The organism is Chimaeribacter sp. YP20170169 (assembly GCF_056739715.1).
Genome location: NZ_CP176824.1, coordinates 2,925,666 through 2,945,881, shown reverse-complemented (window position 1 = coordinate 2,945,881; position 20,216 = coordinate 2,925,666). Strand labels below are relative to the sequence as shown.

Sequence of the window (20,216 nt, the reverse complement as noted above, 5' to 3'; positions counted from 1 at the left end):
CATCGGCTTTACGGACTTTTCAGCCGGACATCCGCATGATTCTTCGGTTCTACCGGCAGGCCAGCGCCTGCCTGCTGCTTATTCTCTCGGTGTGCGCGCCGGGCGTCGCTGCCGTGCCGCCCGCGGCGGGCCACGGTATGCTCTCTGGCAACCTCTCCAGCGTGGGTTCCGATACCCTGGCGACCCTGATGGCGTTGTGGGGCGAGGGGTTTTCCCGCCGTTATCCCGGCGTTAACTTGCAGATCCAGGCTGCTGGCTCCTCTACCGCGCCCACTGCGCTGGCCGCCGGTGCGGCCCAGCTGGGGCCAATGAGCCGGCCAATGAAAAATGCCGAGATCGCCTCGTTCCGCGAGCACTTCGGCTATGTGCCCGTTGCCGTGCCGGTGGCGGTGGATGCGCTGGTGGTGCTGGTGAATCAGGATAACCCCCTGACCGGCCTGACCCGTGGGCAGCTGGACGCCATCTTCTCGGTGAACCGCCGCTGTGGCGAGGGCGGCGCGGCGCGCCATTGGGGGGACGTCGGGCTGGGTGGCAACTGGGCCAACCGCACCTTTGAGCGTTACGGGCGCAACTCCGCCTCCGGCACCTATGGCTATTTCAAGCTACGGGCGCTGTGCGGCGGCGATTTCCTGCCACAGGTCAACGAGCTGCCCGGCTCCTCCTCCGTGGCGCAGGCGGTGGCTGGCTCGCCCAATGCCATCGGCTACGCCAGCATCGGTTTCCACACCAGCGGCGTGAAGGCACTGCCGCTGGCGGAGGATGGGCATACCTTTATCAAGCCCTCGGCAGAGAATGTGCGCAACGGCAGTTACCCACTGACCCGCTTCCTCTATATCTACATTAATAAGCCGCCCGGCCAGCCACTTGAGCCGCTGACCGCCACCTTCCTTGGCTACGTGCTCTCGGATGCCGGGCAGCAGCTGATCACCCGCGACGGCTACCTGCCACTGCCGCCGGAGACACTGAAACAGGTGCGGGCGCAGCTGGCCCTGCCGTAAACCGGTTTCTGCTCCCGATTTTGCAACCTGCTAAAGCAATAGCGCCACAGAGAGATTCTGCGGCGCTTTTTTCATCTTGCGCGCCTAACTTGAATTTTTTTCATGTGCCATGAAAATTCCTCGTTTGCCGTTGAGCAGATCTCATGACAAATTAGCCTTCAAGCCATTTAGACGTCTGGAAGTCCCAGAGTCACCTTGGGTAACTATTTACTTGATAAACTACTTTGTCGCCGGGATTGAGCGGCAATGTTCAGGAGCCAGAGATGTCCAATACGCATGCCACCGTTGCCGTTCCCGCTTTCCCCGCTGACGTTGTCGGCAGCCTGCTGCGCCCGGCGGCGTTGAAGAAGGCCCGTGTGCAGTTCCAGAGCGGCGAGATCTCCGCCGAACAGCTGCGTGAAGTGGAGAATGAAGAGATTCGCCACATCGTGGCCAAACAGCGTGAGCTGGGCCTGAAAGTGGTTACCGACGGTGAGTTCCGCCGCGCGTGGTGGCACTTTGACTTCTTCGAGGGCCTGGACGGCGTGGAGCCTTACGAAGCCGATCAGGGCATCCAGTTCAATGGCGTGCAGACCAAGGCGCGCAGCATCAAGGTGGTCAGCAAGCTGGGCTTCAATAGCCAGCACCCGATGCTCGACCACTTCCGCTTTCTGAAAGAGATTGCTGGCGATGCGGTGCCGAAGATGACCATCCCTAGCCCGAGCGTGCTGCACTTCCGCGGTGGCCGTAAAGCCATCAGCACCGAGGTCTACCCGGAGCTGGACGCCTACTTCGACGATCTGGCGCAGACCTACCGTGACGCCATTCAGGCCTTCTACGACGCTGGCTGCCGCTATTTGCAACTGGATGACACCGTCTGGGCCTACCTCTGCTCCGAAGACCAGAAGCGCCAGATGCGTGAGCGTGGCGATGATCCGGAAGTGCTGGCGCGCACCTATGCGGACGTGCTGAACAAAGCCATTGAGGGCAAGCCGGCTGACCTGACCATCGGCCTGCATGTGTGCCGCGGCAACTTCCGCTCCACCTGGATCTCTGAGGGCGGCTATGAGCCGGTGGCGGAGCTGCTGTTTGGCGGCGTGAACATCGATGCCTTCTTCCTGGAGTATGACAATGAGCGCTCCGGTGGCTTTGAGCCGCTGCGCTTCCTGAAGCCGGGCAAACAGCAGGCAGTGCTGGGTCTGGTGACCACCAAGAGCGGTGAGCTGGAAGATCCGGCGGTGATTGAGCAGCGCATCAAAGAGGCGGCCCAGTATGTTCCGCTGGAGCAACTGCGCCTGAGCACCCAATGTGGCTTCGCCTCGACGGAAGAGGGCAACAGCATCACTGAAGCCCAGCAGTGGGAGAAACTGCGCCTGGTGATCGATACCGCCAATCGCGTTTGGTAACCTGCGGATCCGTATGGGAATTGTGTATGAAACCGCCAGGGAGTGGCGGTTTCATGCATTTCAGGTAGCAAAGTGTCACACTTTGTGTGCTGCAAGATTAAAAAACATACAAATCATGTAGGGTGGATAAGAGATTAAACGGCATGATTCTCTATCTGGGAAATTTTATACAGTCAATGCCTCTGCTTTTTCGATCCCGTCTTGCCTTCATACGCTATAAACGTTTACCTTAGCTCCCGTTGTCGCGCTAAACCACCTGCAATACGTCACTTTTCCACCTTATCGGTGCGTAGTCGCTTCCAGCATGGAGAGCCGCTGCTTCGGCAGCCAACGTATCGCCCAATCATGACGATAAAAACAATTTTAGCAGTCGGGCACTGTTACTCCGGTTCAGGCCGGGGCGCGGTATGCCGGCAACAGGGTATCTCTTTTTCCATTTGAACAGGCAACACGACACACCATGAGTCATCGTTTAGCAAGTAAAGATATTCTGGCGTTGGGGTTCATGACCTTCGCCCTGTTCGTCGGTGCCGGGAACATCATCTTCCCGCCGATGGTTGGTTTGCAGTCTGGCGAGCATGTCTGGTGGGCCGCGCTTGGCTTCCTGCTCACTGCCGTCGGTTTGCCGGTCGTCACGGTGATTGCGCTGGCGCGCGTCGGCGGCGGCATTGATGCCCTTAGCTCGCCGATTGGCCGCAAGGCTGGCATCGTGCTGGCAACCGTCTGCTACCTGGCCGTTGGCCCGCTGTTCGCCACCCCGCGTACCGCCACCGTCTCCTTCGAAGTGGGCATCGCGCCCCTGACCGGCGACGGCGCCATGCCGCTGATGGTCTATAGCCTCATCTACTTCGCGCTGGTGATTGGCGTCTCCCTCTATCCGGGCAAGCTGCTGGATACCGTGGGCCACGTGCTGGCACCGCTGAAAATCGTCGCGCTGGCGATCCTGGGCATCGCCGCCGTGCTGTGGCCGGCAGGCCAGCCGATCCCGGCGACCGAGGTCTACCAGAACGTGCCGTTCTCCACCGGCTTCGTGAATGGCTACCTCACCATGGATACCCTGGGCGCGCTGGTGTTCGGCATCGTCATCGTCAATGCGGCGAAATCGCGTGGCGTGAAAGAGGCGCGACTGCTGACCCGTTACACCATCCTGGCTGGCCTGATCGCCGGTGTGGGCCTGACGCTGGTCTACCTGAGCCTGTTCAAGCTGGGCGCGGGCAGTGGCGTGCTGGTTCCGCACGCTGAGAATGGCGCGGTGATCCTGCATGCTTACGTCCAGAACACCTTTGGCGGCATCGGCAGCACCTTCCTGGCGGCGCTGATCTTCCTGGCCTGTATGGTGACGGCAGTGGGCCTGACCTGTGCCTGTGCTGAGTTCTTCGCCCAATACCTGCCGTTCTCCTACCGGACGCTGGTGTTTATGCTGGGCCTGTTCTCGATGGTGGTCTCCAACCTCGGCCTGAGCCACCTGATCCAGATCTCGGTGCCGGTACTGACCGCCATCTACCCGCCGTGCATCGTGCTGATCGTGCTGAGCTTCACGCTGCGCTTCTGGAACAGCCTGCCGCGCATCGTGGCACCGGTGATGCTGGTGAGCCTGGTCTTCGGCATCATTGACGGCATCAAGACCTCCTCCCTGGCGTCGGTGCTGCCGGCCTGGACTGAGCACCTGCCGCTGTCGACGCAGGGCCTGGCCTGGCTGCCGCCCTCTCTGGTGATGCTGGTACTGGTCGGGATTTACGACCGCGTTGCCGGCGAGCGTAGCGTCACAGTTCACCAATAATGTGGTAAGGTTCGCCTCACCCCTTCGATGCCACGGGCCCTCCCGTGGCATTTTTGCGTGAGCGATGCGCGGTTTTGCCGTGTTCCCCTCGCTATTTTTGGTTTATTTACAGGTTTAATCGTACATGGAACAACCAGCCACCCAGCTCAAGCGCGGCTTGAGCACCCGGCACATCCGTTTTATGGCCTTGGGTTCCGCCATCGGAACCGGCCTGTTTTATGGCTCTGCCGATGCCATCAAGATGGCCGGCCCCAGCGTCCTGCTGGCCTACCTGATTGGCGGCGTCATCGCCTTCATCATCATGCGCGCCCTCGGCGAGATGTCGGTCAACAACCCGCAAGCCAGCTCCTTCTCCCGCTATGCGCAGGATTACCTTGGCCCCTTGTCCGGTTACATCACCGGCTGGACCTACTGCTTTGAGATCCTGATTGTGGCGATCGCGGATGTCACCGCCTTCGGCATCTACATGGGCGTCTGGTTCCCGGAGGTGCCGCACTGGATCTGGGTGCTGAGCGTGGTGCTGATCATTGGCGCCATCAACCTGATGAGCGTGAAGGTGTTTGGCGAGCTGGAGTTCTGGTTCTCCTTCTTCAAGGTGCTGACCATCATCATCATGATCGTGGCGGGCATTGGGATTATCGTCTGGGGCATCGGCAACGGTGGGCAGCCCACCGGCATCCATAACCTCTGGAGCAACGGCGGCTTCTTTAGCAACGGCATCATGGGGATGATCCTGTCGCTGCAACTGGTGATGTTTGCCTACGGCGGCATTGAGATCATCGGCATCACCGCTGGCGAGGCCAACAACCCGAAAGTCTCCATCCCGAAAGCGATCAACTCGGTGCCGTGGCGCATCCTGGTGTTCTATGTCGGCACGCTGTTCGTCATCATGTCCATCTACCCGTGGAACCAGGTGGGGACGCAGGGCAGCCCGTTCGTGCTGACCTTCCAGCACATGGGCATCACCGTGGCGGCAGGCATCCTGAACTTTGTGGTGATCACTGCCTCGCTCTCGGCGATTAACAGTGACGTGTTTGGCGTCGGCCGGATGCTGCACGGCATGGCGGAGCAGGGCCACGCGCCGAAGATTTTCGCCCGCGTGTCGAAGCGTGGCATCCCGTGGGTGACAGTGGTGGTAATGATGTCCGCGCTGCTGGTGGCGGTCTACCTCAACTACATCATGCCGGAAAATGTCTTCCTGGTGATTGCATCCCTGGCGACCTTTGCTACGGTTTGGGTATGGATAATGATTCTGTTGTCACAGATCGCCTTCCGTCGCAGCCTGACCAAGCAGCAAGTCTCCGCGCTGGCCTTCCCGCTGCGTGGCGGCATTGCCACTTCGGTGTTGGCAATTGTTTTTCTGGTGTTCATCATTGGCCTGATCGGCTACTTCCCGGATACGCGGGTCTCGCTCTACGCGGGGCTGGTGTGGGTGGCGCTGCTGATTGCCGGCTATGTGTGGAAAGTGAAGTTCCAGCGTCGAGTGGCTGCCCAGCAGCATGATGCGTAACCGCTAATCCTCTCCACCTCCGCCCTCCGCCCCGTCATTCTGTTTGGGGAGAGGAGGGCGGATGTCGCCTGGCATGGCATGGTGAACGCTTTATGATGCGAATCAGGAGACACTATGCTCAATGCCTGGCACTTGCCAGTTCCCCCCTTCGCCATCCTGCGTGGTAACTACCTCTATCTGACCCTCTGGCTGGAGAGCGACGATCCGCCGGAACAGGTGATGCTGCGCGCTGAACCTGACAATGAGGAGCTGTTGCAGGCTATGGAGTCGCAGCAGATCGGCCGCTATCGCCGCTACCACACCGCGCTGGCGCTGGATGAGGGGCAACCCGCCCGCCGTTACTGCTTCAAGCTGCTGTGGGAGACGCATCAGCGCTGGGTCGGGCCGCTCGGCGTCAGCGAGCTGCAACCCGCCTCGCTCCAGCAATTCTCCCTCTATGCCCCCGATCCTGACCCGGAGTGGGTGACCGATCAGGTCTTCTACCAGATCTTCCCTGACCGCTTTGCCAGCAGCGGTGGCCCGCACCTGATCCAGAGCGGCAGTTACTACCACCACGCCGAGGGGCGGGAGGTGAAACGCTGTGACTGGGAGGATCCGATTGAGAGTGAAGGCTCACCTTCCACCTTCTATGGCGGCGATCTGGATGGCATCATCAGCAAGCTGCCCTACCTGCAAAAGCTCGGCGTCACCGCGCTCTACCTGAACCCGGTGTTCAAGGCCCCTAGTGTGCATAAATATGACACCGAGGATTACTATCAGGTCGATCCCTATCTGGGCGGCAATGAGGCGCTGGTGCGGCTGCGTGAGCAGACGCGGGAGTTCGGCATCCGCCTGATGCTGGATGGCGTGTTCAACCATACCGGCGACTCCAGCCCGTGGTTTGACCGCCACCAGCAGCACCATAATGGCGCGTTTGGCAATGAGGAGGCGCCCACCCGCAGTTGGTACAGCTTCTGGCCGGATGGCAGCACCTGCGACTGGAAGGGCTTCAGCAGCTTGCCGAAGCTGGATTACGCCAGCGACGGCGTGGTGGAGCAGATCTATCGCGGGCAGGATAGCGTGGTGCGCCACTGGCTGCGCCCGCCCTACAGCATCGATGCGTGGCGGCTGGATGTGATCCACATGCTGGGCGAGGGGGGCGGCGCGAAGCGCAACCTGCACCACCTGGCGGGCATCAAGCAGGCGATCCGTGAGGAGAACTCTGACGCCTACATCCTCGGCGAGCACTTCAACGATGCGCGTGAGTGGCTGCACGCGGGCGTGGAAGATGGTGCGATGAACTATCGCGGCTTTGTCACGCCGGTGTGGGCCTTTCTGGCGAACGTGGACAACGCCGGCGACCCGATGACGCTGAGCGCTGAAGCCTGCGCCGAGTGGGTGGAGTCCTACCGCGCCGGCCTGCCGCATCAGGTGCAGCTGCGCCAGTTCAACCAGCTCGACAGCCATGACACCTCGCGCTTCATCACTCTACTTGAAGGCAACCAGGCGCGGATGGCGATGGCGGTGGTGTGGCAATTCTGCTGGATTGGCGTGCCCTGCATCTACTATGGCGATGAGATCGGGTTAGATGGCGAGAACGATCCCTACTGCCGCAAAACCTTCCCGTGGCACAAAGAGCGCTGGGACGCCGACCTGCTGGGGCTTTATACCCGCCTCGCGGCCCTGCGCCATGACAGCCCGGCGCTGCGCCGCGGCGGCTGCAAAGTGCTCCATGCCGAGGGGGACACGCTGGTGTTTATGCGCCGCTATGAGCAGGAGCAGATTGTGGTGGCGTTGCAGCGTAACCGGGCGGCCAACGTGGCCCTGCCATTGACACCGATGCTGGAGAGTGCCGAATGGCAAGCGCTGGAAGGTGAGGGAGTACTTACTTCACATTCAGGCGCGCTGACGCTGGCCCTGCCGGGTGAAAGCGTCACCCTGTGGCGCGGGCAGGCCAAGGCCTGAGCATGATCCCGCCGTGGCGGCGGGATCAGTTTCATCAGTAGCCGATGGCGGCGCCGGCAGGCCGGCGCACGTCATTCGCGCCATACAGGTAGCCCTCCCGCACCTTGCCCGACACCGCCGAGTCATTGCCAGAGTTGGCGGGCGTCACGCCAGCCGCACCCGGCAGCCCCACCATAATCAGCTCCGCCGCGCCCCACGGCGTCTGCTCGACCATCTTGTAGCCACGCTCCTTCAGCAGCGCCAAACTGTCTGCGGAGACACCGCGCTGCTCATAGTAGACCTCATCCGGCAGCCACTGGTGGTGGATGCGCGGGGCGTCCACGGCCTCCTGCGGCGGCATACCGTAATCAATGATATTGATCGCCGCCTGAAGCGTGATGCTGATGATGCGCGAGCCGCCCGGCGAGCCGAGCACCAGGAAGATCTTGCCATCCTTGGTGACCAGCGACGGGCTCATGGAGGAGAGGGGGCGCTTGCCGGGGGCGATGGCGTTACGCGTGCCCTGCACCAGCCCATAAAGGTTCTGCTCGCCGACCTTGGTGGTAAAGTCATCCATCTCATCGTTCAGGAAGAAGCCGGTGCCGGGGGCAATCACTACCGCGCCGAAGCGGCCATTGATGGTGTAGGTGGTGGAGACGGCGTTGCCCTGCTGGTCAACGATGGAGTAGTGGGTGGTCTCTGGCTTCTCATGCGGCTCCATACCCGGCTGCACCTGCTCGGAGGGGGTGGCGCGCAGCGGCTCGATCTTCTTGCGGATCTCGGCGGCGTAGCTCTTGCTGGTCAGGCGGCCGATGGGGTTGGTGACGAACGCCGGGTCGCCGAGGTAGGTGTTGCGATCCATATAGGCGTGGCGCATCGCCTCGGTCAGCACATGGATTGAGGCGGCAGAGTTGAAGCCCATCTCCTTCAGGTTATACCCCTCGAGGGTATTGAGGATCTGGCACATCGTCGTGCCGCCGGAGCTGGGGGGCGGGGAGGAGACAAACTTGTAGCCGCGGTAGCTACAGGTAATGGGCGCGGTTTCGGTCACGCGGTAGTCGGCGAAATCCTTCACCGTCAGCAGGCCGCCGCCCTTTTTCGACGCCGCCTCGACTGCCGCTGGGATCTGCCCGTGGTAGAAGGCCTCTGGCCCACGGCGGGCAATCGACTCTAGCGTATTGGCCAGATCGGTCTGCACCAGCCGGTCGCCCGGTTGCAGCGCGCTGCCGTCCGGGCGCAGGAAGATGCGCGCCGCCTCGGGATCGTCACGGAAGCGCTTGACGGTGGTGTCCAGAATGTCCGTGTCGGCGCGGGTCAGGACAAAGCCCTCGCGCGCCAGCCGGATGGCCGGTGCCATCACCTGTTGGCGCGTCAGCTTGCCATATTCGCGCTGGGCGGTGTCCAGCCCCAGCACCGTACCGGGCACGCCAGCGGCCAGGTAGCCATAGAGGGAGGCGTCTTTGCGCACCTTGCCCTGTGCGTCAAGGTACATGTCCGCGCTGGCCGCCGCCGGGGCAGTCTCACGGAAGTTGATAAAGGTGTCCCGGCCATCCGCCAGGTGGACGGTCATAAAGCCGCCGCCACCAATGTTGCCGCAGCAGGGGTTCACCACCGCCTGCGCGTAACCCACTGCCACCGCCGCATCAATGGCGTTGCCGCCCATCTTCAGGATATCCACGCCGACCTGCGAGGCCAGGTGTTGCGAGGAGACCACCATCCCATGCTGCACTTCCACTGCCGGCATGGAGGCCGCGTAAAGATTGCCGCTGACCAGCAGCGCCAGCGCGCTCAGCGGCGCCGTCCATTTTGTTGACCACATAACCACTCCTGTCTGTGCTGATTATTATCCGGGCATTTGCCCCAAGTGAGTTGCAAAGGCCGCGCCAGATCGGCGCGCAAGCGTTACCTCACCAGCCTACCGGCAATCAGGGCGAAAAAGCAGCGGAAGTGAAAGAAAAGACAGGAAAAATTTTCATTTGGCGGGCAGGGTGGTGCAGCGGGGGCACCGTGGGCGTGCAGGCATAAAAAAACCGGCGGGCAAGGCCGCCGGTCATTACCTGAGTCTTTAGCCGGCAGGGCCGGCACAGCATTACAGGTTGGTCGCGTTTTCAGACAGGTACTTGGCAACGCCGTCCGGAGACGCGCCCATGCCGGTTTTCCCTTTTTCCCACTGAGCCGGGCACACTTCGCCGTGCTCTTCGTGGAATTGCAGCGCGTCAACCATACGCAGCATTTCATCGATGTTACGGCCCAGCGGCAGGTCGTTCACCACCTGGTGACGCACGATACCTTCTTTGTCGATCAGGAAGGAGCCACGCAGCGCCACGCCCGCTTCCGGGTGCTCGATGCCGTAAGCTTTCTGGATTTCACGCTTCACGTCAGCAACCATCGCGTACTTCACTTCGCCGATGCCGCCGTTCTCAACCGGGGTTTTACGCCATGCGTTGTGAACGAACTCGGAGTCGAAGGAAACACCGATCACTTCCACGCCACGGTTCTGGAATTCAGCGTAACGGTTGTCGAAGGCGATCAGCTCAGACGGGCACACGAAGGTGAAGTCCATCGGCCAGAAGAAGACAACGGTAGGTTTGCCAGCGGTGTGTTTTTTGAAGTTGAAGTTATCAACGATTTCACCACTGCCCAGTACGGCAGCTGCGGTAAAGTCTGGGGCTGGACGAGTTACCAGGACCATAATTACTCCTGTAATATCAGGTTAAAGGACAATTGATGAATAAGACCGAGGCAGTATAGGGATTTAGTCCGGTCGAATAAAGGGCGCGAGACCAATCAATCAGATAGTTTACGGCTATCGTTACAAGCTATAAAAACTATCTTGTTTTAACAATAACCGTTATAAAAGAGCGGCTTATTTTTTGTTCATTCGACAGATTTAAAGCTCCCCCGCGCGCGCTTTTGCCATCATCTCCGGATAAAATTCGAAGAAGATCGCCTCAAAGTGCGGGTATTGGCGCTCAAGATCGGCATAGGAGCCAGCCAGCCGGTGCAGGCGAGGGCGGCGGATCGCCATTCGCTCAAGTACCGTCGCCAGATAGGGCAGATCGGCGTAACGCTCCAGCCAGCGCTCTGGCCACAGGTAGCGGTTGAGGTTCTGGAAACGCTCCGGCATCGCTGCGGAAGCGGGCAAAATTTGACGCTGCGCATGGTTGATAAAGGCTGACAGCGTATAATCCGCCTCCAGTTTGGCCCAGTGCAACGCCAGGAAGTGATCCCACAGCACATCCATAGTAATGGGTGCCACGCGGCGGTAGTCGTCGCTGAACAGGGCGCGGGCGCGCTTGACCGCCGGCAGGCTGTCGGTCAGCACGTCAACCCGGCGATGCATCATGATCCCGGCCGCCACTTCCGGCGGGTAGTCATGGCGCGGGTCGCCCCGGACGAAGTCCGCAGCCAGGTTGCCGAGCAGTGAGCTTTGGGCCAGCTCGGCCAGATGAAGGTGGGCTAGAAAATTCATCCGGCGAGTATAACCATTTCGGGCCATCCGCGCCCTTAATTGTTGCAGCGCGGCGGTGCTCCCTCTAGACTAAGCCGCCTGTTTTTCATGTGAACTAAATTGCTATGCGCGTCGCTGATTTCTCGTTTGAACTTCCAGAATCCCTTATTGCCCGCTACCCGCAGGCCGAGCGCAGCGGCTGCCGCCTGCTCTCCCTCGACGGCCCGACCGGTGAATTGACGCACGGCGTCTTTACCGACCTGCTGGAGAAGCTGGAGGCGGGCGACCTGCTGGTCTTCAACAATACCCGGGTGATCCCGGCGCGGATGTTTGGCCGCAAGGTCAGCGGCGGCAAGATTGAAGTGCTGGTGGAGCGCGTGCTGGATGACCACCGCGTGCTGGCGCACGTGCGCGCCTCCAAGGCGCCGAAGGTCGGCGCGGAGCTGCTGCTGGGTGATGACGAGAGCCTCTCCGCCACCATGGTGGCGCGCCACGACGCGCTGTTCGAGCTGCGCTTCAACGATGCGCGCGACGTATTCACCGTCCTCAATGACATCGGCCACATGCCGCTGCCGCCTTACATTGATCGCCCGGACGAGGAGTCCGACCGCGAACTGTACCAGACGGTCTACAGCGAGAAGCCGGGTGCGGTCGCTGCGCCGACTGCGGGCTTGCACTTCGATGAGCCGCTGCTGGCGGCCCTGAAGGCGAAAGGCGTGGAGATGGCCTTTGTGACGCTGCACGTCGGCGCGGGCACCTTCCAGCCGGTGCGGGTGGAGAGCATCGAAGATCACATCATGCACTCCGAGTACGCTGAGGTGCCGCAAGAGGTGGTGGATGCGGTGCTGGCCTGTAAGGCACGCGGCAAGCGCGTGATCGCCGTCGGCACCACCTCGGTGCGCTCGCTGGAGAGCGCGGCGCAGGCCAGCCAGGAGGCCTCGATCGCCCCGTTCTTCGGCGATACCCAAATCTTCATCTACCCCGGTTATGAGTACCAGGTGGTGGATGCGCTGGTGACCAACTTCCACCTGCCGGAGTCCACGCTGATCATGCTGGTGTCCGCCTTCGCTGGCTACCGCCCGACCATGAAAGCCTATGCCGAGGCGGTGGCGGAGCAGTACCGCTTCTTCAGTTACGGTGATGCGATGTTCATCACCCGTAACCCCCTGGCCCCGCAACAGCAGGTCGGCCAGTAATTCCCGGCCCGGCGCACCGCCGGGCTTACTCTTTCCGGGGCGGTCGTCCCGGAGTCAACCTCATCAGACTGTTTCTCTGATGCCGGAGGCAATGTGAAGTACGAATTAATAACGAAAGATGGTCGCGCCCGCCGCGGCCGTTTGGTGTTTGAGCGCGGTGTGGTGGAGACCCCGGCCTTTATGCCGGTTGGTACCTACGGCACCGTAAAAGGGATGACGCCGGAAGAGGTGAAAGAGACCGGCGCGCAGATTCTGCTGGGCAACACCTTCCACCTGTGGCTGCGCCCGGGGCAGGAGATCATGAAGCTGCACGGCGACCTGCATGACTTCATGCAGTGGCATGGCCCGATCCTCACCGACTCCGGCGGTTTCCAGGTCTTCAGCCTGGGCGCGATGCGCAAGATCAAGGAGGAGGGCGTCCACTTCCGCAATCCCATCAACGGCAACCCAGTGTTCCTCAGCCCGGAGAAGTCGATGGAGATCCAGTATGACCTCGGCTCCGACATCGTGATGATCTTCGACGAGTGCACCCCGTACCCGGCTGACTGGGACTACGCCAAGCGCTCCATGGAGATGTCCCTGCGTTGGGCGGCCCGCAGCCGCAAGCGCTTTGATGAGCTGGAGAACAAAAACGCACTGTTCGGGATTATCCAGGGCAGCGTTTACGAAGATTTACGAGATGTCTCCGTGAAAGGGCTGGTGGAGATTGGCTTTGATGGTTACGCTGTGGGCGGCCTGGCGGTAGGCGAGCCGAAAGAGGACATGCACCGCATCCTGGAGCACGTCTGCCCGCAGATCCCGGAAGATAAGCCGCGCTACCTGATGGGCGTCGGCAAGCCAGAGGATCTGGTTGAGGGTGTGCGCCGGGGCATTGATATGTTTGACTGCGTGATGCCGACGCGCAACGCGCGCAACGGCCACCTGTTTGTCACGGAAGGCGTGGTGAAAATCCGCAACGCGAAGTACAAAGAGGACACCTCACCGCTGGATGCGGAGTGTGATTGCTACACGTGTCGCAATTACAGCCGCGCCTACTTGCATCATCTCGACCGTTGCAACGAAATATTGGGTGCACGCCTGAATACCATCCATAATCTGCGTTATTACCAGCGCGTGATGGCAGGTTTACGCCAGGCTATTGAAGAAGGTAAATTGGAACTGTTTGTTACTGACTTTTATCAGCGTATTGGCAAACCGGTTCCGCCTTTGGACGCGTAATTTCACACTACTGATTTCGATAACAATGAGGGAAATTCAATGAGTCTTTTCATTTCTGATGCTGTTGCCGCGGCAGGCGCGCCGGCCGGCCAATCCAGCTCGTACTCTCTGGTAATTATGCTGGTGGTCTTCGGTCTGATCTTCTACTTCATGATCCTGCGCCCGCAGCAGAAACGCAGCAAGGAACATAAAAAGCTGATGGATTCGATCGGTAAGGGTGATGAGGTGCTGACCAACGGTGGCCTGATCGGCCGTGTATCCAAAGTGGCAGAGACCGGTTACATCGTAATTGCGCTCAATGACACCACGGAAGTGACCATCAAGCGTGACTACGTAACCGCCGTTCTGCCGAAAGGTACGATGAAGGCTCTGTAATTGAATTTTCCCGAAGGGAACTGCCGTGTTAAACCGATATCCTTTGTGGAAGTACCTGATGTTGATCGCCGTGATCCTCATCGGTTTGCTTTATGCGCTTCCCAACCTTTATGGTGAGGATCCGGCTGTGCAGATTACTGGCGCTCGGGGCTCCGACGCCAGTATGGCCACGCTGGACCAAGTCAAAAGTGTATTAGAGCAAGACAAGATCGCGAGCAAGTCCATTGCCTTGGAAAATGGGGCCATCTTAGCTCGCTTTAAAGATACTGACGTTCAGCTGCGGGCGCGTGAAGTGCTGACCACCGCGCTGGGCGATAAATATGTGATTGCCCTTAACCTGGCACCGGCCACCCCGACCTGGCTCACCCGCCTCAAAGCCGAGCCGATGAAACTCGGCCTCGACCTGCGCGGCGGTGTGCACTTCCTGATGGAAGTGGACATGGAAACCGCCATGGGCAAGCTGCAAGAGCAGATGATGGATACCCTGCGCGGTGACCTGCGCGACAAGAGCATCCCTTATGCGACGGTACGCAAGCTGCCGGATAACGCGGTGGAGATCCGTTTCCGTGACGCCGCCACCCGTGACAACGCGCTGAGCTACCTCTCGCCGCGCCACCGCGATCTGGTGCTCAACACCTCGGGCGACAATGCGCTGCGCATCGTGATGACCGATGACCGTCTGCGCCAGTCCCGTGAAGATGCGGTGCAGCAGAACATCAACATTCTGCGTAACCGTGTCAACCAGCTCGGCGTGGCTGAGCCGCTGGTGCAGCGCCAGGGTGCTGACCGCATCGTGGTTGAGCTGCCAGGCATCCAGGACACCGCGCGCGCCAAAGAGATCCTGGGCGCCACCGCGACCCTGGAGTTCCGTCTGGTGAACACCAACGTCGATGCCACTGCGGCAGACGCGAACCGTGTACCGGGCGACAGCGAAGTGAAATCCACCCGTGACGGCCGTCCGGTGGTGCTCTACAAGCGTGTCATCCTGACCGGTGACCACATCACCGACTCCAACTCCAGCATGGATGAGTACAACCAGCCGCAGGTCAATATCTCCCTGGACGGCGCGGGTGGCTCAGCGATGTCCAACTTCACCAAGGACAACATCGGCAAGCCGATGGCGACCCTGTTTGTGGAGTACAAGGACAGCGGCAAGAAAGATGCCAACGGTCGCAGCATCCTGGTGAAACAGGAAGAGGTGATCAACGTGGCGACCATCCAGTCACGTCTGGGCAACAGCTTCCGTATTACCGGCATCAACGATCCGAATGAAGCGCGCCAGCTCTCGCTGCTGCTGCGTGCCGGTGCGCTGATTGCGCCGATCCAGATTGTTGAGGAGCGCACCATCGGCCCGACCCTGGGTATGCAGAACATCACGCAGGGCCTCGAGGCTTGCCTGTGGGGTCTGGTGGCGTCCATCGTCTTTATGGTGGTCTTCTACCGTAAGTTCGGCCTGATCGCGACCGCTGCGCTGATCGTCAACTTGGTGCTGATTGTCGGCATCATGTCCCTGCTGCCGGGGGCGACCCTGACCATGCCGGGCATTGCCGGTATCGTATTGACGCTGGCGGTGGCGGTTGACGCCAACGTGCTGATCAACGAGCGCATCAAGGAGGAGATCCGTAATGGCCGCTCCATCCAGCAGTCGATCCATGAAGGCTATCGCGGCGCGTTCTCCAGTATTGTTGACGCCAACGTCACCACATTGATCACGGCCATCATCCTGTATGCCGTGGGGACAGGTTCCATCAAGGGCTTCGCCATCACCACCGCAATCGGTGTAGCGACCTCGATGTTTACCTCCATTGTCGGTACTCGTGCCATCGTCAACCTGCTTTACGGCGGCAAGCGCATCAACAAGCTGTCTATCTGAGGAGTGCGTTGTGGCACAACAACAATATAGTGTTGAACAACTGAACTACGGCCGTAAAGTCTATGACTTTATGCGCTGGGACAACCTGGCCTTCTGTATCTCCGGGCTGTTGCTGATCGCTTCGGTGATCATCATGGGCGTACGTGGCTTCAACTGGGGCCTGGACTTCACCGGCGGGACGGTCATTGAGATCACCCTCGACCAGCCGGCGAACCTCGATACCCTGCGCGGCGCGCTGGAGAAGGCCGGCTTTGCCGAGCCAGTGGTGCAGAACTTCGGCAGCAGCCGTGACGTGATGGTGCGTTTGCCACCCGTCAGCGGCAGCGCTGGCCAGGAGCTGGGCAACAAGGTGATTTCGCTGGTCAACAGTGAAGTCGACAAGAATGCCACGGTGAAACGGGTGGAGTTCGTCGGCCCGAGCGTCGGCAGCGATCTGGCGCAGGCCGGCGGCATGGCGCTGCTGGTGGCGCTGATCTCCATTCTGGTGTATGTCGGTTTCCGCTTTGAGTGGCGACTGGCGCTGGGTGCCGTACTGGCACTGGCGCACGACGTCATCATCACCATGGGTGTGCTGTCACTGTTCCACATCGAGATTGACCTGACCATCATCGCCTCGTTGATGTCGGTCATTGGTTACTCGCTGAACGACAGTATCGTGGTGTCAGACCGTATCCGTGAGAACTTCCGCAAGATCCGCCGCGGCAATGCTTACGAGATCACCAACGTCTCCCTGACCCAGACACTGAGCCGTACTATCATGACCTCCGCCACCACGCTGATGGTGGTCTTGATGCTCTACATCTTCGGCGGCGCGCTGCTGGAAGGCTTCTCCCTGACCATGCTGATTGGTGTCTCCATCGGTACGGTCTCTTCCATCTATGTGGCTTCGGCGCTGGCGCTGAAACTGGGCATGAAGCGCGAGCACATGCTGCAACAGAAGGTGGAGAAAGAGGGGGCAGACCAGCCCAACATCCTGCGCTAAGCACCCAGGCTCTGATAAAAAACCCCGCATCGCGGGGTTTTTTTATGGCTGCGGAGCGGCGTCCGGGGCGGGCGCGCTCTGGGCGGTGGGTGTGACGTCACGCAGCCGGATAAAGCCGAGCTGCTCTGGCGTCTGGCCACTGAAGCGCAACTCCAGCGTTACTTCAGTGCGTGGCAGCAGGGCATCGCTGACGCTGATGGGCTGGGAGAGCATATCAACCAGCAACGGCTGGCCGGTTGTAGGGTCGAGGTGGCCCCAGTCCACCACCGCCGTAAAGCCGGGCAGGGTGGTGCCGGAGCGCGCGCGGAGATGCAGCAGCGCCTGCGCGCCATTTGCCTCCGGGGCGAGGTGGCTTATAGAGACGCTGAGCTCGCCGATGGCGCTGCGCAGCGCCGCCGGGTTATTGGCCGCCGGCAGCAGATAGACGCCGCTCTCTGACTGGCGATTAAGCTGGCTCTGCTGCTCCAGCGCGGTGGCCTCGTCGGTCAATGCCTGCAATTTCTGGTTAAGCTGGACCACTTCGGATTTCAGCTTTGGCACCTCGGGGTTTTGGGCGCAGGCACTCAACAACAGCGGGAAGAGCAGGGCGGCCCGCCGCAGCACACGCGGGGCGGGAAGGCAGTAACTGGTTGTCATGTCGGTGATTTCCTTTTCCAGATTCGCTCTCTAGAGCTTAGTCCGCCGGCCAGCGAAAGTCATGCAAAAGCCGGGCGTGGGTCGGTCAATCCGGGAAGCGCTTCCCAACAAATGGGCATCAGCCTTTGTAGTCGCGGCAGTTCGCGGTAAACTAACAACCAGTCAGAAATGCTAATCAGGAAGCGCCATGCACTGTCCATTTTGTGCCGCAGTTGATACGAAAGTGATTGATTCACGCCTGGTGGGTGATGGTTCGCAGGTTCGCCGCCGTCGCCAGTGTCTGGTCTGCAATGAACGCTTTACCACCTTTGAAGTGGCGGAACTGGTGATGCCGCGCGTTATCAAGAGCAATGATGTGCGCGAGCCGTTCAATGAGGACAAGTTGCGCAGTGGGATGCTGAAGGCGCTGGAGAAGCGTCCGGTCAGCTCCGATGACGTTGAGATGGCCATCAGCCATATCAAGTCCCAGCTGCGCGCCACCGGCGAGCGCGAAGTGCCCGCCAAGATGGTCGGCGGTCTGGTCATGGATGCGTTGAAGCGTCTCGACAAGGTCGCCTATATTCGTTTCGCCTCGGTCTACCGCAGCTTCGAAGATGTCCGTGAGTTCGGCGAAGAGATCGCCCGCCTGCAAGATTAAGGGATCCCATGCAGCACGATGAATTTTACATGGCGCGCGCCTTTGAATTGGCGCGGCTGGGCCGTTTTACCACGACGCCTAACCCCAATGTGGGCTGTGTTATCGTGCGCGACGGCGAGATTGTCGGCGAAGGGTATCACCTGCGCGCCGGCGAGCCACATGCTGAGGTACATGCGCTGCGCATGGCCGGGGAGCGCGCGGTGGGCGCGACCGCTTATGTCACGTTGGAGCCATGTAGCCACCACGGGCGTACGCCGCCCTGCTGCGATGCGCTGATTGCCGCTGGCGTCAGCCGGGTGGTGGCAGCGATGCAAGACCCCAATCCCGAAGTGGCGGGGCGCGGCCTCTACCGCCTGAAACAGGCAGGCATTGAGGTGCGCCACGGATTGATGCTGCCCGAGGCGGAGGCGATCAACCGCGGTTTCCTCAAGCGGATGCGCACCGGCTTCCCCTATGTGCAGCTGAAGATGGGCGCATCGCTGGATGGACGTACCGCCATGGCCTCTGGCGAGAGCCAGTGGATCACCTCACCGGAGGCGCGCCGCGATGTGCAGCGCTTCCGCGCGGAAAGTTCTGCCATCCTTAGCAGCAGCGCCACGGTACTGGCAGACGATCCCTCGCTGACGGTGCGTTGGAACGAGCTGGATGAGACGCTGCGCCAGCGCTATCCGGCGCGGCAGGCGGCGCAACTCTCTGCTGACTGCCCGGCGACGGCTGACGATCTGCGCCAGCCCTTGCGGATCATCATCGACAGCCAGAACCGCGTGACGCCGCAGCACCGGCTGGTGAGCCAGCCCGGCCAGACCTGGCTGGCGCGTCTGGAGGCTGACCAACAGGCATGGCCTGACAGCGTCGAGCAGTGGCGGGTGCCGGGCCGGGATGGGCAGGTTGATCTGGTGCTGATGATGATGCAACTGGCGAAACGCCAGGTGAACAGCGTGTGGGTTGAGGCGGGCGCGCAGCTGGCCGGGGCGCTGCTTCAGGCCGGGCTGGTGGACGAACTGATCGTCTATCTGGCCCCTAAATTGTTGGGCGACAGCGCCCGCGGCCTGTGCGCGCTACCGGGCCTGACCCAGTTGGCCGACGCGCCACGCTTTGCCTTTAGCGAGGTACGGCAGGTTGGCCCGGATCTGCGGGTACGCCTGAAACCCGCGTGAGAGATGGCCGGATTGGGGCCGAATCCACGCAAAGAAACCGATTGCCTGGGCGTGGAGATTAAAACCGCACGCGCAGGTGAGTAAAGAGTGTGATAGAATCCGCCCCCCTGCGGGGTATTGAACCCAACTTAAGGAAAGCGTATGAACGTTATCGAAGGTGCTGTTGCGACTCCTGACGCACGTGTGGCGATTGCAATTGCTCGTTTTAATAATTTCATCAATGACAGCTTGCTGGCAGGCGCCATTGATGCCCTGAAACGCATTGGTCAGGTTTCTGAAGACAACATCACCGTGGTATGGGTCCCAGGCGCTTATGAGCTGCCGCTGGCTGCCCGTGCTCTGGTCAATACCAAACGTTATGACGCCGTCGTCGCGCTCGGCACGGTAATTCGTGGGGGCACCGCGCACTTTGAGTATGTGGCCGGTGAGTGCAGCTCTGGCCTGGCCAGCGTTGCCATGAACAGCGAAGTGCCAGTGACCTTCGGCGTGCTGACCACTGAAAGCATCGAGCAGGCCATTGAGCGTGCTGGTACTAAAGCGGGCAACAAAGGTGCAGAAGCTGCACTGACCGCACTTGAAATGATTAATGTTATCAAGGCCATCAAGGCCTGAATCTAGTTAAGGGGATATCCGTGAAACCTGCTGCCCGTCGCCGCGCCCGTGAATGTGCCGTCCAGGCGCTTTACTCCTGGCAGTTGTCTAAGAATGACATTGCCGACGTAGAATTACAGTTCCTGAGTGAGCAGGATGTCAAAGATGTCGACATCGCCTATTTCCGTGAGCTGTTGTCCGGCGTGGCCGTCAATGCGAGCAGCCTGGATGCCATGATGGCGCCGGTTCTCTCCCGTCAGCTCGAAGAGCTGGGCCAGGTGGAGCGCGCGGTGCTGCGCATCGCGCTGTTTGAACTGAGCAAGCGTGAAGATGTCCCCTACAAAGTGGCAATCAATGAAGCCATTGAACTGGCAAAAACCTTTGGTGCAGAGGACAGCCACAAGTTTGTGAACGGTGTGCTGGACAAAGTCGCGCCGACCGTGCGCAAGAAACGCTGATCGCAGGGCCACCCTGCCAGCCACTGACGGTGTCTGCTTGTAACGC

18 protein-coding genes are annotated in these 20,216 nt (G+C 60.5%); 14 read left to right on the top strand and 4 right to left on the bottom strand.

Going from position 1 to position 20,216, the window contains the following annotated elements; all coding sequences use genetic code 11:
* The first annotated feature begins 35 nt into the window (after positions 1–35).
* From ACK3SD_RS13465 to malZ, 5 genes are all read left to right on the top strand, one after another.
* Positions 36–998 carry a PstS family phosphate ABC transporter substrate-binding protein gene (locus ACK3SD_RS13465; protein WP_137764045.1) on the top strand — a complete coding sequence of 321 codons (963 nt, stop codon included), beginning with the start codon at positions 36–38 and terminating at the stop codon, positions 996–998.
* Between the two features lie 263 nt (positions 999–1,261).
* Complete coding sequence (locus ACK3SD_RS13460) at positions 1,262–2,383, top strand: cobalamin-independent methionine synthase II family protein (RefSeq protein WP_481125818.1); 1,122 nt, start codon at positions 1,262–1,264, stop codon at positions 2,381–2,383.
* A 460-nt stretch (positions 2,384–2,843) separates the two neighbouring features.
* Positions 2,844–4,163 (top strand): branched-chain amino acid transport system II carrier protein, encoded by a 1,320-nt coding sequence (gene brnQ / locus ACK3SD_RS13455; RefSeq protein ID WP_137764043.1) that lies wholly within the window; start codon positions 2,844–2,846, stop codon positions 4,161–4,163.
* A 124-nt stretch (positions 4,164–4,287) separates the two neighbouring features.
* Positions 4,288–5,673, top strand: a complete 1,386-nt coding sequence (gene proY / locus ACK3SD_RS13450) for a proline-specific permease ProY (RefSeq protein ID WP_137764042.1) — start codon at positions 4,288–4,290, stop codon at positions 5,671–5,673.
* Positions 5,674–5,787: 114 nt separating this feature from the next.
* Positions 5,788–7,617 carry a maltodextrin glucosidase gene (gene malZ, locus ACK3SD_RS13445; protein ID WP_481125817.1) on the top strand — a complete coding sequence of 610 codons (1,830 nt, stop codon included), beginning with the start codon at positions 5,788–5,790 and terminating at the stop codon, positions 7,615–7,617.
* Positions 7,618–7,651: 34 nt separating this feature from the next.
* Here malZ and ggt read toward each other — a convergent pair whose 3' ends face one another.
* From ggt to ACK3SD_RS13430, 3 genes are all read right to left on the bottom strand, one after another.
* Positions 7,652–9,415: a gamma-glutamyltransferase gene (gene ggt / locus ACK3SD_RS13440; protein ID WP_481125816.1), complete on the bottom strand. Its 1,764-nt coding sequence runs from the start codon at positions 9,413–9,415 to the stop codon at positions 7,652–7,654.
* A 270-nt stretch (positions 9,416–9,685) separates the two neighbouring features.
* Complete coding sequence (locus tag ACK3SD_RS13435) at positions 9,686–10,288, bottom strand: peroxiredoxin C (RefSeq protein ID WP_137764039.1); 603 nt, start codon at positions 10,286–10,288, stop codon at positions 9,686–9,688.
* Between the two features lie 198 nt (positions 10,289–10,486).
* Positions 10,487–11,068, bottom strand: a complete 582-nt coding sequence (locus ACK3SD_RS13430) for an acyl carrier protein phosphodiesterase (RefSeq protein ID WP_481125815.1) — start codon at positions 11,066–11,068, stop codon at positions 10,487–10,489.
* A gap of 104 nt (positions 11,069–11,172) precedes the next feature.
* On the opposite strand from ACK3SD_RS13430, the gene queA reads away from it, so the two are divergent.
* The 5 genes from queA (at position 11,173) to secF (ending at position 16,691) form a co-directional block, all read left to right on the top strand.
* Positions 11,173–12,243: a tRNA preQ1(34) S-adenosylmethionine ribosyltransferase-isomerase QueA gene (queA, locus tag ACK3SD_RS13425; protein ID WP_481125814.1), complete on the top strand. Its 1,071-nt coding sequence runs from the start codon at positions 11,173–11,175 to the stop codon at positions 12,241–12,243.
* A 93-nt stretch (positions 12,244–12,336) separates the two neighbouring features.
* Positions 12,337–13,461, top strand: coding sequence for a tRNA guanosine(34) transglycosylase Tgt (gene tgt, locus ACK3SD_RS13420; protein WP_481125813.1), 1,125 nt, complete (start codon positions 12,337–12,339; stop codon positions 13,459–13,461).
* 39 nt (positions 13,462–13,500) lie between these two features.
* Positions 13,501–13,836 carry a preprotein translocase subunit YajC gene (gene yajC / locus ACK3SD_RS13415; protein WP_481125812.1) on the top strand — a complete coding sequence of 112 codons (336 nt, stop codon included), beginning with the start codon at positions 13,501–13,503 and terminating at the stop codon, positions 13,834–13,836.
* 25 nt (positions 13,837–13,861) lie between these two features.
* On the top strand, positions 13,862–15,709 hold the full coding sequence (secD, locus tag ACK3SD_RS13410; protein WP_481125811.1) for a protein translocase subunit SecD: 1,848 nt from the start codon (positions 13,862–13,864) through the stop codon (positions 15,707–15,709).
* 70 nt (positions 15,710–15,779) lie between these two features.
* Entirely contained in the window at positions 15,780–16,691 is a 912-nt protein-coding gene (secF, locus tag ACK3SD_RS13405; RefSeq protein ID WP_240775782.1) for a protein translocase subunit SecF, read from the top strand.
* A gap of 42 nt (positions 16,692–16,733) precedes the next feature.
* Here the strand turns inward: secF and ACK3SD_RS13400 are convergent, their stop codons facing one another.
* Positions 16,734–17,327, bottom strand: coding sequence for a SadB/YajI family lipoprotein (locus ACK3SD_RS13400; protein ID WP_481125810.1), 594 nt, complete (start codon positions 17,325–17,327; stop codon positions 16,734–16,736).
* A gap of 187 nt (positions 17,328–17,514) precedes the next feature.
* Here ACK3SD_RS13400 and nrdR point away from each other — a divergent pair, with 187 nt between their 5' ends.
* From nrdR to nusB, 4 genes are all read left to right on the top strand, one after another.
* The gene (gene nrdR, locus ACK3SD_RS13395; protein ID WP_137764031.1) at positions 17,515–17,964 is read left to right on the top strand and encodes a transcriptional regulator NrdR; all 450 of its coding nucleotides are present in this window, start codon (positions 17,515–17,517) and stop codon (positions 17,962–17,964) included.
* Positions 17,965–17,972: 8 nt separating this feature from the next.
* A complete protein-coding gene (ribD, locus tag ACK3SD_RS13390) occupies positions 17,973–19,121 on the top strand; it encodes a bifunctional diaminohydroxyphosphoribosylaminopyrimidine deaminase/5-amino-6-(5-phosphoribosylamino)uracil reductase RibD (RefSeq protein WP_137764030.1) in 1,149 nt (382 codons plus the stop codon).
* Between the two features lie 141 nt (positions 19,122–19,262).
* Positions 19,263–19,733 carry a 6,7-dimethyl-8-ribityllumazine synthase gene (gene ribH / locus ACK3SD_RS13385; RefSeq protein ID WP_137764029.1) on the top strand — a complete coding sequence of 157 codons (471 nt, stop codon included), beginning with the start codon at positions 19,263–19,265 and terminating at the stop codon, positions 19,731–19,733.
* Between the two features lie 20 nt (positions 19,734–19,753).
* Positions 19,754–20,170, top strand: a complete 417-nt coding sequence (gene nusB / locus ACK3SD_RS13380) for a transcription antitermination factor NusB (protein WP_137764028.1) — start codon at positions 19,754–19,756, stop codon at positions 20,168–20,170.
* Positions 20,171–20,216 lie beyond the last annotated feature (46 nt).

What these genes read in the sequence shown, in the direction of transcription:
- proY (WP_137764042.1), top strand. Translation starts at nt 4,288, where the DNA reads ATGGAACAACCAGCCACCCAGCTCAAGCGCGGCTTGAGCACCCGGCAC.
- brnQ (WP_137764043.1), top strand. Translation starts at nt 2,844, where the DNA reads ATGAGTCATCGTTTAGCAAGTAAAGATATTCTGGCGTTGGGGTTCATG.
- ACK3SD_RS13460 (WP_481125818.1), top strand. Translation starts at nt 1,262, where the DNA reads ATGTCCAATACGCATGCCACCGTTGCCGTTCCCGCTTTCCCCGCTGAC.
- ACK3SD_RS13435 (WP_137764039.1), bottom strand. Translation starts at nt 10,288, where the DNA reads ATGGTCCTGGTAACTCGTCCAGCCCCAGACTTTACCGCAGCTGCCGTA.
- ACK3SD_RS13400 (WP_481125810.1), bottom strand. Translation starts at nt 17,327, where the DNA reads ATGACAACCAGTTACTGCCTTCCCGCCCCGCGTGTGCTGCGGCGGGCC.
- nrdR (WP_137764031.1), top strand. Translation starts at nt 17,515, where the DNA reads ATGCACTGTCCATTTTGTGCCGCAGTTGATACGAAAGTGATTGATTCA.
- queA (WP_481125814.1), top strand. Translation starts at nt 11,173, where the DNA reads ATGCGCGTCGCTGATTTCTCGTTTGAACTTCCAGAATCCCTTATTGCC.
- ACK3SD_RS13465 (WP_137764045.1), top strand. Translation starts at nt 36, where the DNA reads ATGATTCTTCGGTTCTACCGGCAGGCCAGCGCCTGCCTGCTGCTTATT.
- ribH (WP_137764029.1), top strand. Translation starts at nt 19,263, where the DNA reads ATGAACGTTATCGAAGGTGCTGTTGCGACTCCTGACGCACGTGTGGCG.
- secF (WP_240775782.1), top strand. Translation starts at nt 15,780, where the DNA reads ATGCGCTGGGACAACCTGGCCTTCTGTATCTCCGGGCTGTTGCTGATC.
- ggt (WP_481125816.1), bottom strand. Translation starts at nt 9,415, where the DNA reads ATGTGGTCAACAAAATGGACGGCGCCGCTGAGCGCGCTGGCGCTGCTG.
- malZ (WP_481125817.1), top strand. Translation starts at nt 5,788, where the DNA reads ATGCTCAATGCCTGGCACTTGCCAGTTCCCCCCTTCGCCATCCTGCGT.
- ACK3SD_RS13430 (WP_481125815.1), bottom strand. Translation starts at nt 11,068, where the DNA reads ATGAATTTTCTAGCCCACCTTCATCTGGCCGAGCTGGCCCAAAGCTCA.
- ribD (WP_137764030.1), top strand. Translation starts at nt 17,973, where the DNA reads ATGCAGCACGATGAATTTTACATGGCGCGCGCCTTTGAATTGGCGCGG.
- yajC (WP_481125812.1), top strand. Translation starts at nt 13,501, where the DNA reads ATGAGTCTTTTCATTTCTGATGCTGTTGCCGCGGCAGGCGCGCCGGCC.